At 40.3% G+C, this 16,033-nt stretch carries 10 protein-coding genes; 6 read left to right on the forward strand and 4 right to left on the reverse strand.

All coding sequences use genetic code 11. The annotated features are described in order from the left end of the window. Positions 1–1,021 precede the first annotated feature (1,021 nt). Both J4861_RS06865 and J4861_RS06870 read left to right on the forward strand, forming a co-directional pair. Positions 1,022–2,164 (forward strand): OmpA family protein, encoded by a 1,143-nt coding sequence (locus J4861_RS06865; RefSeq protein ID WP_211817374.1) that lies wholly within the window; start codon positions 1,022–1,024, stop codon positions 2,162–2,164. A gap of 242 nt (positions 2,165–2,406) precedes the next feature. Continuing rightward, positions 2,407–3,171 (forward strand): acyl-[acyl-carrier-protein] thioesterase, encoded by a 765-nt coding sequence (locus tag J4861_RS06870; RefSeq protein WP_211817375.1) that lies wholly within the window; start codon positions 2,407–2,409, stop codon positions 3,169–3,171. 293 nt (positions 3,172–3,464) lie between these two features. Here J4861_RS06870 and J4861_RS06875 read toward each other — a convergent pair whose 3' ends face one another. The 4 genes from J4861_RS06875 to J4861_RS06890 form a co-directional block, all read right to left on the reverse strand. Then, positions 3,465–5,357, reverse strand: coding sequence for a RecQ family ATP-dependent DNA helicase (locus J4861_RS06875; protein ID WP_211817376.1), 1,893 nt, complete (start codon positions 5,355–5,357; stop codon positions 3,465–3,467). A 97-nt stretch (positions 5,358–5,454) separates the two neighbouring features. Then, the gene (gene recJ / locus J4861_RS06880; RefSeq protein ID WP_211817377.1) at positions 5,455–7,179 is read right to left on the reverse strand and encodes a single-stranded-DNA-specific exonuclease RecJ; all 1,725 of its coding nucleotides are present in this window, start codon (positions 7,177–7,179) and stop codon (positions 5,455–5,457) included. A gap of 242 nt (positions 7,180–7,421) precedes the next feature. After that, positions 7,422–8,624, reverse strand: a complete 1,203-nt coding sequence (locus J4861_RS06885; RefSeq protein ID WP_211817378.1) for a C1 family peptidase — start codon at positions 8,622–8,624, stop codon at positions 7,422–7,424. Positions 8,625–8,713: 89 nt separating this feature from the next. After that, the gene (locus J4861_RS06890; RefSeq protein ID WP_211817379.1) at positions 8,714–10,117 is read right to left on the reverse strand and encodes an aminopeptidase P family protein; all 1,404 of its coding nucleotides are present in this window, start codon (positions 10,115–10,117) and stop codon (positions 8,714–8,716) included. An 87-nt stretch (positions 10,118–10,204) separates the two neighbouring features. On the opposite strand from J4861_RS06890, the gene J4861_RS06895 reads away from it, so the two are divergent. From J4861_RS06895 to J4861_RS06910, 4 genes are all read left to right on the forward strand, one after another. After that, entirely contained in the window at positions 10,205–11,071 is an 867-nt protein-coding gene (locus tag J4861_RS06895; protein ID WP_211817380.1) for a patatin-like phospholipase family protein, read from the forward strand. Positions 11,072–11,804: 733 nt separating this feature from the next. Then, on the forward strand, positions 11,805–12,443 hold the full coding sequence (gene bamK / locus J4861_RS06900; protein ID WP_211794157.1) for a BamK family beta-barrel-assembly machinery protein: 639 nt from the start codon (positions 11,805–11,807) through the stop codon (positions 12,441–12,443). 96 nt (positions 12,444–12,539) lie between these two features. Continuing rightward, positions 12,540–13,931 (forward strand): phosphoglucosamine mutase, encoded by a 1,392-nt coding sequence (glmM, locus tag J4861_RS06905; protein ID WP_211817381.1) that lies wholly within the window; start codon positions 12,540–12,542, stop codon positions 13,929–13,931. Between the two features lie 347 nt (positions 13,932–14,278). After that, entirely contained in the window at positions 14,279–15,829 is a 1,551-nt protein-coding gene (locus J4861_RS06910; RefSeq protein ID WP_211817382.1) for an ATP-binding protein, read from the forward strand. Positions 15,830–16,033: the final 204 nt, after the last annotated feature.

Here is a 16,033-nt window from a genome sequence, read left to right on the forward strand (position 1 = left end):
CATGACTATGAGGCATACTTTGAAAGTGTTTAAGGTTTGTTAGTACTTTTATCAAAACACGTAAACTATTTTTATGCGGTACAAAACTAATACATGCTCTTTTGACTTCTAAAAGACGCTTAATAGGCTTGCAAAAGGTGCCCTTTAAGACGCTTACTAACGCCCTTTTGAAGTCCAATGAAGCATCTTTTATTTTACTACTTTATAACTAATTGACTTCCTTATGGTTACAAGCCTGCTCCTTGTATGTGTTTTTGCCGTTATTTATAGATGTCTTATTTGAAAATATGTAATGATATTTCAAGCTCTTGTATGTAGATTTTCGAAGTCTTAAAATGAAAAGGTTTTCTGTGTCAGAGGCTGATGATAGGATAGATAGTTGACTGTCTTAGCTATGGTTTTGTTTAATGAGTAACTTCGGTTCTTCCGTTAAAGCAATACGAAAAGCGTCCACGCATTTAACGGAAGAACCATATTTATTCTATGTATTATATCTCCGCACGTATTGTGCTATTGCTCCGCACATGTTGTGTTGTTGGTCAACACTAATGGTGTTGAGCATTAATTAACTTGCAATATAAAATAGAGGGAAGTCTTATTTGTTTTTATTGAAAATCGGTGTAAGGTTCGTAACAAATAAGTCAACTTATATGATATGTTTACTTACGCTTACAAAAGACTATAGAATGTTCTCCTTTTCCAAAACTGTTCCTTAACGAGAGAGAATATGTAATTTAAGTTTTATAGGATAATAATAACTTTATAAAAATTTTGGGAGAAAGCCCCTACAAGGTGCAGTTTTGCTTTATTTCCTTATTTATTTTTGTATTATAAAGACGAAAAAAATATAAACATTGTTCTTTATTTCCTCCTTAGTGGTTGTTTTTGCTCATTATATAGGGGACTGTGCAGATTTTTCCCCTAAAAAATTTGGTTGTTTCATTATTTTTTTATTACTTTGCACCGAGTTTAAAACATTGACATTATACATTTTACAAATATTAATTAATTCAGAGAAACAATGAAAAAGTTAGTTTTAATGTTAGCTGCAGCTTCTATGGCAGCATCTGTTTCTGCTCAGACTGTAGCAGAAAGCAAGACATTTGATAACATCTACGTTGGTATTAACGGTGGTGTTGCAACAAAGACAACTGGTCATAAGTGGTTGAGCGACCTCGATCCAAACGCTGGTATCCGTGTTGGTCGTTACTTCACTCCAGTATTCGGTCTTGCTGTAGAGGGTAACGCATACTTCTCAAACAAGCCTTGGGGTTCTACAGGTACAGTAGTTCGTGCTACTAATGCAAGCTTGCTCGGTACTGTAAACCTTAGCAATTGGTTCGGTGGTTACAAGGGTGAGCCACGTACATTCGAGGTTAGCGCACTCTATGGTCTTGGTTGGATGCACATCTTCTCAAACAACAAGGAGTTCAAGGCTGCTACATCTGAGAATCGTAACCGTATGACTTCTAAGGCTGCTCTTGACTTCGCTTTCAACTTCGGTTCAGCAAAGCAGTTCCAGTTCTATGTAGAGCCTTCTATCAACTTCGCATTCTTGGGTCAGTCTAACTCACACAACGTATCTGTTAGTCCATCAGGTCCTGTTTACACAGAGGTTCATGCAGACTATCGTCACAAGGCAACTGGTCAGGCAGGTCAGCCAGCTTACAACATCAACAACTCATTCGTTCAGTTGAACGCTGGTTTCATCTACAAGTTTGCTAACTCTAACGGTACACACAACTTCACAATCGTTACTCCACGTGACCAGGCTGAGATCGATGCTTTGAACGCTCAGATCAACGAGCTCCGCAACCGTAAGCCAGAGGTTATCACTAAGGAGGTTGTTAAGGAAGTTCCTTCTGTTAAGGTTAAGGAGTTCACTGTATCTGACCTCGTATTCGTAACATTCGCTCAGGGTAAGTCTGCTCTTACAAACGACGCTAAGGCTGCTCTTAACAACGTTAAGGAGGGTGTTCACGTTCAGGTTGTTGGTACAGCTTCTCCAGAGGGTTCTAAGGAACTTAACGATCGTCTCTCACAGGCTCGTGCTGACGTAGTTGCTAACTACCTCAAAGGTCGTGGTGTTATCGTTGACGAGGCAACTGGTAAGGGTGTACAGGGTGTAACTTCTAACCGTCTTGCAGTTGTTTACGTAAAGTAATCTAACCGAATAGGTTAAGAAGGGTTATCCTTCGAACAATAAATATTGGGGATGCATCTTTTAGGTGCATCCTCTTTTGTTTTCTTTCTATGTGTAGTTTTTCTTAATAAGGTTTATTAATAAGGATGACATTTTAGTTTTCCTTGCAAATAATAGAATAATCTCACAGATTCTCCGTTATATATAGAATAAGCCAAGTGGTATAACTGCTTGTAATAACTTGTTAGTGTAAAAAGAGTTATATGGAAAAGTTATCAAAGATAGGTAGATATGAGTTTTTGGCGGAGCCGTTTCATTGCGACTTCTCCAATTATTTGTTTATGGGGAATTTAGGCAATCATATGTTGAATGCTGCCGATTTCCATAGCAATGACCGCGGTTATGGTATGAACTATCTCAATACAGTTAATAAGACATGGGTGTTGAGCCGATTGGCTATTGAGATGGAAGAGATGCCGAAGGCATATGATAAGTTTTTTGTAGAGACTTGGGTCGATAGTGCTTTGAAATCCTTTACAAGCCGTAACTTTAAAGTTGTCAGTGAGTCTGGTCATGTTTATGGCTATGGTAAGAGTGTCTGGGCAATGATAGACCTTGACACACGTCAGCCTGCAGACATTCTTGCTGTTCGTGGTGGTTTGATAACTGAGTATATAGAAACAGAGTATTCTTGTCCAATAGAGAAGTCTTCACGTGTGAAGATGTCAGCTGATGCCACTCCTGTACGTTCAATAGACACTTATTATAATGATGTTGATATCAATGGACATATTAACTCAGTCAAATACATAGAGCATGTGTTAGACCTGTGGGACGTGGCTTGGTATAAGCAACATCGTATTAAACGTTTTGAGATAGCTTATGTTGCAGAATCACATCAAGGTGATAAGCTTCACTTCTATCGGGAGCAGCGAGAAACGGAGACAGACTTCAATGTAAGAATAACGAAGAGTAATGTGGAAGGAGAAGAGATGGAAGTGTGTCGTTGTAGGGTACAGTTTGGTTAATTCAAATCAGTTGTTAGTAAACAATACCTATAATACAGCATTATACGTATTGTAATCTTAATAAAATTTGGGTTTAAGAGTTGCTGTCACTCGTGTCACTTATTATAGATGTATAATTACTTGTTTTATAATGAGTTATCTCTATATGTTAAAATGACAGCAAACGTAATTTAAAATAAACTTGTTAGAAGTGTAGCGATTCTGTTCTTGTTTTAAGCCTGATCAGTTCAAACTTTAATGAGTTGATGAAGATTTTAGTAGCCTTTATATCTGTCTCTGAAAGAAAAAATAGTTTAGGGTAGAAGTAAGAAACTTCCATCCATAAGGATTTCCTCTTCCAAAACCATTTCTCGCATTACTTGTTGTACAAGATCCCAATCGTCATTTAACTGTCGAATCTCTGTTATAGGGTGCTTTTGACCATCTGCTAAGAAAGTTAGTAGCTGTTCTCTGATAAGCTCTTTCTCGTCCGTATCATCCTCTTGGGTATGTGAAAGGCAGACATCACATTGCTCACAGTCTTTTGACTTCGTTTCCCCGAAGTAAGATAGTAGTTGTCTGCTGCGACATACTCGTTCATTCTGTGCATAATTAACAACAGAATTGATACGCTTTATGAATTGCTCCTTTCTGTCCTCATACACACTCTTGTTAAGGATAACGTCAACGCCATCAACACGGTCTTGTGTGTAGCTGATTAGTGGTGTGTTCTTACGTGGAATGAAGTTGATAATACGCTTCTTGCTTAGATTAACCAATACCATATAGGTTTGGTTTCTGTCAAGTCCAGCTTCTTGTGCGATATAGCTTTCATCAATATATCCACTGTCAGAGAATAAACCACCATAGTTGCGGAGTAGGGCAGTGACGACATCATTCTCTTTGTCGGTAAGTGAGTCCAGTCGGTAGAGATCGTCTCTATTCAACAGGAAACGGACACGTGCCTTAGTGTCTGGATTCTGCTCATAATCAATATAGCCAGCTCGTTGAAGAATTGTTAGCGCTGCATTTACACGAATGGGAAAATGTTTGAAGGTGTTGCAAAACTTGTCAATAGGAAACTCAAAGATACATCCATAGCCACTTCCAACACCTATCTGATAGAAGTAAGCTAAGTGTTCGTATACTGTCTGGATATAGTCTTTAGGAGGGAAGGTATCTTCAATGCGTTTCTGCAGCGTACGGTTGTCGTGCCCATTGTAAAGGAGTACAGCATATGCCTTATTGCCATCACGTCCCGCACGTCCCGCCTCTTGAAAGTAAGCCTCCAAGGAACTTGGACTATCGATATGAATAACCACACGTACGTTAGGTTTGTCAATGCCCATACCAAAAGCATTTGTAGCAACCATAACGCGTATCTTATCGTTCTGCCAGTCGTTCTGCCGTTGGTCTTTAACGCCAGGTTCTAAGCCTGCATGATACCATGTAGCTGAAATCCCATGTTCTGTGAGTATTTGTGCAATCTCCTTCGTGCGTTTTCTGCTACGGCAATAGACGATAGCCGTCTTAGGTATAGATTGCAGGATATGCACCATCTCTGCATCTTTATCCTCAGTCTGACGCACGACATAAGCTAAGTTCTTACGCTCAAAGCTCATTCGAAAGACATTCTTCTCTTTAAAATCTAAACGGTCTTGGATGTCATCAACAACTTCTGGTGTGGCAGTTGCAGTTAAAGCGAGGATAGGTGCATCGGGAACTAACTTTCGAATGTCTGCAATCTGCAGGTAAGAAGGCCGAAAGTCATAGCCCCATTGGCTGATACAATGGGCTTCATCAACAGTGATGAAACTTACTTTTATGTGTCTTAATTTAGCCTGAAAGATATCAGAACCTATACGCTCAGGAGAAATATAAAGAAGTTTTATCCCTCCAAAGGTACAGTTCTCTAAGGTAGTAATGATGTCATTATGGCGCATACCTGAATAAATCGCAGCAGCCGTGATACCTTGATGACGAAGATGGTCTACCTGATCCTTCATTAGTGCAATAAGAGGAGTAATGACTAAGCATACTCCCTCTTGGGCTAATGCTGGCACTTGGAAGGTGAGAGACTTTCCTCCTCCTGTTGGCATTAGTCCTAAGGTATCCTTTCCTGAACCGATACTTTCGATAATATCTTTCTGTATACCACGAAAGTCAGGATAGCCCCAATATTGATGAAGAATGTCAAGGTAGGACATTTGAACTTTGAACTTTGAGGTTTGAACTTTGATGTTTGAACTTTAGGGGTTTGAAGGAAGCCTATTCGTTCGAGTACTAATAAAATTCAATCAATTGTCAAGACTCCTCAGTTGGTCTAATATCCTCTATCTGTAATTGGACTGCTCCACGCTTAAAGACATTATCCTCAATGGTGTAAGCTATGTCAAATGAGCGCTTTGACTTGATATAGCGGGCAGATGCACTCTGTCCAAAGGCTATACCATTCATTACGTTATTGGATTTAGAATCGACCAGTTCTAATTTGATATGCTCTTGCTCACGTCCAACAACCTTGCTGGTTCCGAAATCGTAGACATCTAACGTACAGAAGAGAGGTTTTGGGTTTCCTGGACCAAATGGTGCGAAGCGTTTCAAATCAGTATGCAGTTTCTTTGTGATATCCTTAAAGTCGATAACAGCATCAATATCCAAGATTGCTTCACGTTGTTCTGGTTCAATATGCTCTTCCACATATACTTGGAATCGTTTACGAAACTCCTTTACATCTGCCCATTTCATGGTTAGTCCTGCGGCATAAGTGTGTCCACCGAAGTTTAATAAGAGGTCACGACAACTCTTAATAGCTGCATATACGTCAAATCCTGCTACACTACGTGCAGAGCCTGTTGCAAGGTTCTCGTCACGTGTCAAGACTACTGTTGGACGGAAATAGATTTCTGTCAGACGAGAGGCTACGATTCCTATGACACCTTTTTTCCAATGCTCATCATAGAGAACAATGCTCGACTGATGCTTCTGACTTTCCAAGCGAGCCACAATCTGGTTAGCTTCTTCTGTCATCTGACGGTCTACATCCTTTCGCTGTTCGTTGTATTCGTCAATATGCTTTGCTTGATCAAGAGCCAGACTGTATTCTCTTTCAACAAGTAAGTCAACACTCTTCTTACCATTCTCCATACGTCCGCTGGCGTTGATACGTGGTCCAATCTTGAAGATAATATCGCTCATTGACAACTCACGACCATTCAGACCGCAAATATCTACAATAGCTTTCAGTCCAAGGCTTGGATTTTGATTCAACTGCTTTAGTCCGTGGAAGGCAAGGATACGGTTCTCATCCACGACAGGAACCAAATCCGCTGCTATGCTGACAGCACAGAAGTCGAGTAGGGGAACGAGACGAGAGAACGGAATATTATTGTTCTTTGCAAATGCCTGCATGAACTTAAAGCCTACACCGCATCCGCAAAGATTTTTGAAAGGATAAGAGTCATCTGGTCGTTTAGGGTTAAGGATTGCCACAGCGGGCGGCATTACCTCGTCAGGAACATGATGGTCACAGATGATGAAGTCTATTCCTTGCTCTTTAGCATAGGTTATCTCTTCAATTGCTTTGATTCCACAATCGAGGATGATGATAAGTTTTACTCCTGTCTCTTTAGCAAAGTCTATCCCTTTCTTACTAACTCCATATCCTTCGTCATAACGATCGGGAATGTAGTAGTCGATATTTGAATAGAACTGACGTAAGAATTTATACACCAACGCTACAGCCGTACAGCCGTCTACGTCATAATCTCCGTAGACAAGAATGCGCTCCTTATGGCCCATTGCATCATTGAGGCGATCAACAGCAGCATCCATATCCTTCATTAGGAAAGGATTGATGAGGTCTGCTAATTGTGGGCGGAAGAACCGTTTAGCCGCACTCTCCGTTGTTATACCACGACGAATGAGCAGCGAAGCGAGAATGGGACTAATCCCCAATTTCTCCCCTAAGTCTTTATCCGCATTGACCTGAGTATCTGCAGGTGGAGTGTAGTTCCATTTAAATTGCATTTTAAATTGTTTTTATTTCTGTCCGTAAAGGTACAAAAAAAATGGCAAATGAGAATGTTATGTGGCGTATTATTTGGTTCTGTGTTTTTATGATATTAGCCCTATTAGGCTAATTAGCCCAATTGATAACAACAATCCCGCTCCAAATCATTAGAGCGGGATTGATTATGATTTATAGATTGTTGAAATGATGATATCAGAAATGCTTGTTCTTTATTATCAATTCAACTTGTCTTATTCTTTTAGAGACCCATCTTCTTGCGGATGTCCTTAGGAATAGCGTTCTTGTTTACCATGTAGTCCATGGTGTTAGCTGCAATAAAGTTCTTGGTCATGTACCAGATACCCTTGTAGTCACCAGTCTCACCCCATGAGTTCTTTACCATATAGTACTCCTTACCATTCTGGTCTTTAGCGATACCGAAGATAAGCATACCATGGTCATCAGTAAGCTCCCAGTTGTCGAAGCGCTCCTGACGCTGCTGCTGTGTAGGAATAACCTCTGGTACGTTTACACCGAGTGAATCGATGATGTCTTTCTTCTTTGCAGCAGAAAGACCAAGCCAGTGAGCCATATCACTACCCTTCATGCTTTCAACCTTCTTACCATCAACCATATAAGCCAAACCCTTACGAGTGAAACCTGGCTCACTAACGTCGCCACCCCATGCTACAGTGTAGCCGTTCATGATAGCGTTATCAATGATACGCATCATCTCATCCATTGGGAGGTTATAAGACAATGGGAAGCGCCAGTTGTCCTGTACCTCAACGGCAAACTGTGAGTACAATGGGTGATGTGTGTAAGAAGTAATGGTTACATAGTCACTCCAGTTCAAACCAAGGCTTGCAGCGAAGCTCTTTGGAGTGTACTGCTTGCCTTCGTAAGTGAATGTCTCTGGACACTTGCCAAGATAAGCATCGAGGATACCCTGTAAGCCCTTCTTCCACTGACCAGAAATCTTGTTTGCCTTGTTGCGTGCAATACCATTTACGTATGGCTCTAACAAAGAGAAGAACTCATTGAAGTTGTTCAATGAATCGCCATAGAGTGAGCCTGGGAATGGCATAGCACTCTCTGGACAAATACCATGAGTCTCAAGGGTGTGCAATACATCGTATGCAGAACCACCTTGAGCAAACTGGCAATCACCATGGAAACGAACGACCTGAATAGCACGCTCCATATATGTCTTGTTAGCAACGAAACTCTCACAAAGGTCGTATGTCTTACCAGTCTTCTTCAAAATCTCAGCCTCGAAGTAGCTAAGAGTTGAGTAGTCCCAGCATGTACCTGAACGATTCTGGTCCTTAATACTTGTAATTGGAATCTGCTTTACTACAGTAAAAACAGGCTTGTTAGAGGTTGCACCCTCTTTCTTGTCTGCGGCATTAGCACCTATCGCAAGCAAAGCGAATAATGCTACTACTAAAGTTTTTTTCATAAGTTTTTCTTATAAATGGGGTTGCCGTTGTGAGTGATACTCTTGCGGCAACCTTGATGTAAATATTAATTATTAAAAAGTTCTATTATTTATCGGTTTGCGGCAATGAAGTCTTCAACATCCTGTGGATGATAAGGGATAATATCTTTACCTATGAATCGGCAACCATCCTTGGTGATGAGAAGATCGTCTTCAAGACGGATACCTCCGAAGTTCTTGTACTCATCTAACTTATCGAAGTTGAGGAAGTCGGCACAATGTTTCTTTGCACGCCACTCGTCAATCAATGCTGGGATAAAATAGATACCCGGTTCATCAGTAACAACAAAGCCCTCTTCCAAGCGACGACCCATACGTAAGCAGTTAGTACCAAACTGTTCAAGATTAGGACGTGTCTCTTCATCGAAGCCAACATTAATTTGATCGAAAGACTCCATATCGTGAACATCCATACCCATCATATGGCCAAGGCCATGAGGCAGGAACATAGCATGTGCACCTGCAGCTACAGCTGCATCAGTGTCGCCCTTTGCCAATCCGAGTTCTTTCATACGATCAAAGATAATACGGCAAATGGCAAAGTGTACGTCCATATACTTAACACCTGGCTTAGAAAGCTTTAGTGCTGCATCGTGGCACTCTTCTACGACCTTATAAATCTCCAATTGTTTCTGAGTGAATTTACCACTTACAGGAAATGTACGGGTATTATCAGAACAGTAGTGATTGACAGTCTCAGCACCACAGTCACAGAGAGCAAGGCGACCAGCCTCCAATACTGCCATCGAAGGATTGCCATGCATAATCTCACCATGCTGAGAGAAGATGGTTGGGAATGATACCATTGAACCATATGAGTTAGCGATACCGCTAACCTGACCACCAACGAACTGCTCTGTTACACCTGGCTTACCCAATATCATAGCAGTTGTGTGCATCTTGTAGCCGATAACAGCAGCACGCTCCAACTCCTCAATTTCTTCCTGTGTCTTTACAGAACGCATCTTGACAACCGCACGGATAAGTTCCATACTTGCTGACTCCTTCTGTTGATTAGGATGAATACCAAAGAGGTCGAATATTTGAATCTTAATATCAGCACGATAAGGAGGTAGGAAATGAATCTTACGATGCTCACGCAAGGCATTGTTACAAATGGTCTTTAGACCCTTCATGTTGACAGTATTGGCTACCCCAACAGCATCAGCCATATCTTTTACAGAGTCAACGCTACCGTACCATACAATGTCGTCGATATCAATGTCATCACCAACAAGTGTTTCTGTGTCATTGTCAATGTCAATAACACCAACTAATCCGTCACGTTTCTGACCAAAATAGTAGAGGAATGATGAATCCTGACGGAAAGGATAATATCCATTCGCAGGGAAGTTTGCAGGCGACTCATTGTTGCCAAAGAGAATAATAATACCCTCTCCAACAAGCTTCTTAAGCTCTGCACGGCGCTTTACATAGGTTTCTTTGTTAAACATATTTCAATTATTAGTTGGTTTGAATGCAAAGATAGTTATTTTTGTTTGAAAGTTATTAACTTTGCAGTTGTTTTTTAACGAGATTTTATGCAAATAGATGGGAATACGGGTTTAGTGTTAGAAGGTGGAGGGATGCGTGGTGTATTTACCTCTGGTGTTTTGGATGCTTTTATGAAATATAAGCTCTATTTTCATTACATTGTTGCAGTATCTGCAGGAGCGTGTAATGGTTTGTCGTATGCCAGTCGTCAACCACGTCGTGCTCGTATTTCCAATATTGATATGCTTGCCAAATATGATTACATAGGCTTGCGCCATCTCGTTACGCAGGGATGTATTTTCGACCCAGATTTACTTTATCATCGTTTCCCTTATGAGCTTATTCCTTTTGATTATGAAGAGTATTTCCATAATTGTAGGAATGGAGATATCTTTGAGATGGTGGTAACAAACTGTCAGACTGGTTTTGCAGAATATCTCTCAGAATCGTCAGGTGATACGCATCGTCTTAATGCATTGGCACGTGCATCTTCAAGTCTTCCTTATGTTAGTAAGATTGTCGAGGTGGATGGTAAAGAATTATTGGATGGTGGTATTGTCGACTCTATTCCTATACTGCGTTCTATAGAGACTGGACACGAGACAAATGTGGTCATCAGTACGCGTAATAAAGGTTGGAGAGATTCTGGGCGTGACCATAAACAACCCAAGTTTATCTATCGTAACTATCCACGTTTACGTGTTGCATTGAGTCGTAGAATAGAAGCATATAATCGTCAGCTTGACTTAGTGGATGAACTGGAAGAGCAAGGGAAGATTCTTGTTATTCGTCCAGAAGAACCTATTGTTGTAGGACGAATGGAGAAAGATGTTGATAAGCTTGAGCATCTCTATGAGGAAGGCTTCCGATTAGGCGAACGATTTGTGAAGGAGCACCTTCCTTATCTTCTCTAAAAATGACGTAAATATCTATTGTACAAATGAATATTTAGAAGAATGGGGACTGTCTATAGTTTTGGTAGATAGTTCTCATTTCTTATTGTTATTTTGCTTATTCCTTCTTTTGCAATCATAATCGTATCCTCCATTATATCCTTTTTAATACTCGAAAAGTCACCGACAACGCCTTGAAAAATCATTACATAATTTCAAATAAAACATTCATAAATAACGCCAAAAGTATAAACAAGTGGTAGTTTTGTAACAATCAGATAATCAAACAGTTATAGAACTACAACATAAAAGGTGCTTAATTGGACTTCAAAAGGGCGTTAGTAAGGGTCTTAAAGGGCACCTTTTGCAAGCCAATAAGGCATCTTTTAGAAGCCAAAAGAGTATGTATTGGTTTTGAGTTATGTGAAAATAGTTTACAAATAGCTAATGATAGAGGCATAAGTTATTTATAGATTACGAATAGCGATAATATCTATTTGTCTTTTATAGTGCAGTTATCCTCCTTTGTGAGACCAACTAATTTGAGATAGTAATACCCTACAAGAGTATAACTCTTTATTCTATTTCTAATCTATGCATTTAACCGAAGAACCAGAAAAATAGGGAATCTAAGTGATAAAACTACCACAAAGATTCTTTTTACAACCTACCTTAATATATTTTCTTACTTCTTATTTTCCCTTTCTAAATACTTTTTCTTATCTTTGCACAACATATTAAAATAAGAAAACGAATGAAGAAGATAAATTTTCTCCTTGTTGTGTTAGCTGCAATGTTGGCGTTTAGTTCATGTAATAAGACTGAGACTTATGCTGATCAGTTGGAGAGAGAGACAGAAGCGATTAACTCTTTTATAGTCAAGAAAGGTATAAAAGTAATTAGCGAAGAGCAGTTTGCAAAACAAGGGAATACTACAGATACAACGAAGAATCAGTATGTTCTTTTCCCAAATACTGGTGTTTACATGCAGATTGTTGAGAAAGGAACTGGCGAAGTAATTAAGAAAGGAGAGACTGCTACTGTTCTTTGTCGTTTCACAGAACGTAACCTTCTCAGAGACACTTTGCAGTTGTCTAATCAGTTCCTTATCTTTGGTCCTAAGGTAGATAAGATGTCGGTTACAAACACAAGTGGAACATACACCGCCTCATTTGACCCTACTTCCAGTGTGATGGCTGACATCTACAAGAGTACTTCTGTTCCAGCAGGTTGGTTGGTTCCAATGCCTTATATTGCTCTTGGTAGACTGGTAAATGCTTCATCTAAGTTGTCACACGTGAGACTTATCGTTCCTTCACAGCAGGGACAGCTTAATGCTTCAAAGGCAGTCTATCCTTGCTATTATGACCTTACTTTCCAGAGAGGTCTTTAATGAATGGTGAAGAAGGAAGAAGTAAAAGAGTAGATCGAGAAAAATCAATAACGCAAGAGAACAATAAGGGGAATACCCTTCAAACATATTTTAAGTATGACGCTTATTAAATCTATTTCCGGCATCCGTGGAACTATCGGAGGTCGTGCGGGGGATACACTGAACCCGCTGGATATTGTTAAATTCGTTTCAGCATACGCTACTTTCATTGCACGTAAGCACCCTGGAAAGAAGCTAAAAATTGTTGTTGGACGTGATGCACGTATCTCTGGTCCAATGGTTAAGAATGTTGTATGCGGTACGCTGATGGGTATTGGTGCAGATGTTGTGAACATTGGTTTGGCTACAACACCTACAACAGAGTTAGCTGTACGTATGAGTGGTGCAGATGGTGGTATCATTATCACTGCTTCTCACAACCCACGCCATTGGAATGCTTTAAAACTTCTGAATGAGGAGGGCGAGTTCCTTACAGCAGCTGATGGTGCTGAGGTCTTGGATATCGCAGAGCGTGAGGACTTCGTTTATGCAGATGTAGATGGTTTGGGTAGTTATACTGATGACGATTCATTTGATGAGCGCCATATAGAAGAGGTGATGAACCTTGAATTGCTCGACCTTGAGGCTGTTAAGAGGCGTAAGTTCCGTGTCGTAGTTGATTCTATCAATTCTGTTGGTGGTGTTATCCTGCCTAAGCTTCTCGATCGTTTAGGGGTTGAATATAAGTTCTTGAATGGAGAAGCAACAGGCGACTTTGCTCACAATCCAGAGCCAATCGCAGCAAACCTCACAGGTATCATGGACGAGGTTGCCAAGGGTGGTTACGATTTGGGTATCGTTGTTGACCCTGATGTAGACCGTTTGGCATTCATTCAGGAGGATGGTAAGATGTATGGTGAGGAGTACACACTCGTCACAGTGGCAGATTATATCCTCGAGCATGTGAAGGGTAATACTGTTAGCAACCTCTCTTCAACTCGTGCTTTGCGTGATGTAACAGAGAAGCATGGCGGTAAGTATTATGCTTCTGCTGTTGGTGAAGTGAATGTTACCACAAAGATGAAGGAGGTAAGTGCTGTTATCGGTGGTGAAGGCAATGGTGGTGTAATCTATCCAGAAAGCCATTATGGCCGTGATGCCCTTGTTGGTATTGCGCTCTTCCTTAGCTCTTTGGCACAAAAAGGACTGAAGGCAAGCGAACTTCGCAAGACTTTCCCAGAGTATTTCATAGCAAAGAATCGTATCGACCTTACTCCTGATACAGACGTTGATGCAATCCTTGTGCGTGTGAAAGAACTTTATGGACAGGAGAAGGATGTACAGGTAACTGATATTGATGGCGTTAAGCTCGACTTCCCTGATGCTTGGGTTCACCTCCGCAAGTCAAATACAGAGCCAATTATCCGTGTTTACAGCGAGGCAAACACAATGGAGGCTGCTGATGCATTAGGCAAGAAATTAATGCAGGTAGTTTACGATATGCAGTAAACTTAACCTTGTAATATATAGAAGAAGAGGATACTTTGGAAATGTTCCGAAGCATCCTCTTTTTCGTTGATAGCCGTTTTATGTAATATTTCATCACCACCTTATATCTGTCTTTCTGTTGACTTATAAGGTATAGGAGAATTCTGTTCTATACCTCTGTATACGCTCTTTCAATTTTGTGTTAAGGTGCAGCATGAAATGTGTTTACTATCAGCTGATCCCGTGCGAAGCTATTGCATGAAAAGAAAAAGTATAGATTTGCAATTGGAAGAGGGGCTTATAGTCATTTATTCGGAATATTATATGTATCTTTGCGGTATCATCCATTAAAAGAGAAGGAGACGATTATGAAATATCCTATCGGTATACAGAGTTTTGAAAGTTTAAGAAAAGAAAACTATGTGTATGTTGACAAGACGGAGATGGTATATGAACTGGCTGAAAGAGGAAAGTATTACTTTCTTAGCCGCCCACGTCGTTTTGGCAAGAGTCTACTCGTTTCCACGATTGAAGCCTATTTCTCAGGACGGAAGGACTTGTTTAAAGGCTTGGCAATAGATGAACTGGAAAAAGACTGGGAATGTCATCCTATCTTACATCTTGACCTAAATACAGAACGTTATAATACAGTTGACTCCTTGACAGACAAGTTGGAAGCCAACCTTAATGACTGGGAGCAGTTGTATGGTAAGAACCCAGTCGCAAAGTCTTTTGCTACTCGTTTTGAGTATGTCATTCGATATGCTTATGAAAAGACAGGCCACCCTGTGGTAATTCTTGTTGATGAGTATGATAAGCCAATGTTGCAAGCTATTGGTAATGAAGAGCTGCAAAACGAATATCGTGGGATTTTAAAAGGATTTTATGGTGCCCTGAAGTCGCAGGATCGTTATATACGTTTTGCTCTACTCACGGGTGTTACGAAGTTCGGAAAAGTGAGTGTATTCAGTGATTTGAATAATCTGCAGGACCTCTCAATGGATGCGAGATATCAAGCACTATGTGGTATGACAGAGGGCGAGGTTGTACATTATTTTGGCGAACCAATCCGTGCATTGGCTATCAAGAACAAACTGAGTGAAGAAGAAACGCTTGCCAGATTGAAGAAACGTTATGATGGTTATCATTTTGTTGAGAACGGTATCGGTATCTATAATCCTTTTAGTCTGTTAAATACTTTTGAACGATTACAGTTTGGTAGTTACTGGTTTGAGACAGGAACACCATCTTATCTTGTTGAACTGTTGAAGCGTGATGACTATGTTCTGCCACATCTGACAGAAGAAGTTTCTACGGCTGACGTTTTGAATAGTATTGATGTCGTTTCTAATAATCCAATCTCTGTGCTCTATCAGAGTGGCTATCTTACAATCAAGGATTACAATGCTGAATTCGGGGAATATAGATTGGGCTTTCCTAATGAGGAGGTAGAAGAAGGGTTCCTACGCTATCTTCTTCCTTATTATACTGGTTTGCACGATGTGACAACTCCCTTCTCCATGAGCCAGTTCATTGGTGATCTCCGATCTGGTCGTCCAGAACAGTTTATGCAACGAATAGCATCCCTCTTCTCAGATACAGACTATAAGATTGTTGGTAATTCTGAACTCTATTTTCAGAATGCTTTTTATCTTGTCGCTAAGATGATGGGCTTCTACACAAAGGTGGAACGGACGACGAGTAATGGTCGGATGGATCTAACGATAGAAACTAAGGATTATGTTTATATCGTGGAGTTTAAGTTAGATGGGTCGGCTGATGTAGCCTTGCAGCAGATTAATGAAAAGGGCTATGATAAACCATTCTTGATGGATGAACGTCACCTCTATAAGATTGGTGTGAATTTCTCTTTGGAGAAACGTTGTATTGATGCGTGGAGGATAGAACCTGCTCCGTAAGTGGGAGCTTACAATAAACAGTAGACAATTATTCTGCACCTCACGTCTATATGCCATCATTCTCAGTCTATTGTAGAATGTAATTAGAGCAAAAAATATTACTTTTCAATAGCATTTGTCAACTTTTTACTTGCTTTTTTCCTATTTATTTTCTTACTTTGTAGTGATAGTTATAAAGCCTAAAGCATAATGTCATATATGCTT

The organism is Prevotella melaninogenica (assembly GCF_018127925.1).
GTDB lineage: Bacteria > Bacteroidota > Bacteroidia > Bacteroidales > Bacteroidaceae > Prevotella > Prevotella melaninogenica_C.

Excerpts from the sequence above, each read along its gene's own strand:
- J4861_RS06895 (WP_211817380.1), top strand. The coding sequence starts at position 10,205 with ATGCAAATAGATGGGAATACGGGTTTAGTGTTAGAAGGTGGAGGGATG.
- recJ (WP_211817377.1), bottom strand. The coding sequence starts at position 7,179 with ATGCAATTTAAATGGAACTACACTCCACCTGCAGATACTCAGGTCAAT.
- J4861_RS06910 (WP_211817382.1), top strand. The coding sequence starts at position 14,279 with ATGAAATATCCTATCGGTATACAGAGTTTTGAAAGTTTAAGAAAAGAA.
- bamK (WP_211794157.1), top strand. The coding sequence starts at position 11,805 with ATGAAGAAGATAAATTTTCTCCTTGTTGTGTTAGCTGCAATGTTGGCG.
- J4861_RS06870 (WP_211817375.1), top strand. The coding sequence starts at position 2,407 with ATGGAAAAGTTATCAAAGATAGGTAGATATGAGTTTTTGGCGGAGCCG.
- J4861_RS06865 (WP_211817374.1), top strand. The coding sequence starts at position 1,022 with ATGAAAAAGTTAGTTTTAATGTTAGCTGCAGCTTCTATGGCAGCATCT.
- J4861_RS06885 (WP_211817378.1), bottom strand. The coding sequence starts at position 8,624 with ATGAAAAAAACTTTAGTAGTAGCATTATTCGCTTTGCTTGCGATAGGT.
- glmM (WP_211817381.1), top strand. The coding sequence starts at position 12,540 with ATGACGCTTATTAAATCTATTTCCGGCATCCGTGGAACTATCGGAGGT.
- J4861_RS06890 (WP_211817379.1), bottom strand. The coding sequence starts at position 10,117 with ATGTTTAACAAAGAAACCTATGTAAAGCGCCGTGCAGAGCTTAAGAAG.
- J4861_RS06875 (WP_211817376.1), bottom strand. The coding sequence starts at position 5,357 with ATGTCCTACCTTGACATTCTTCATCAATATTGGGGCTATCCTGACTTT.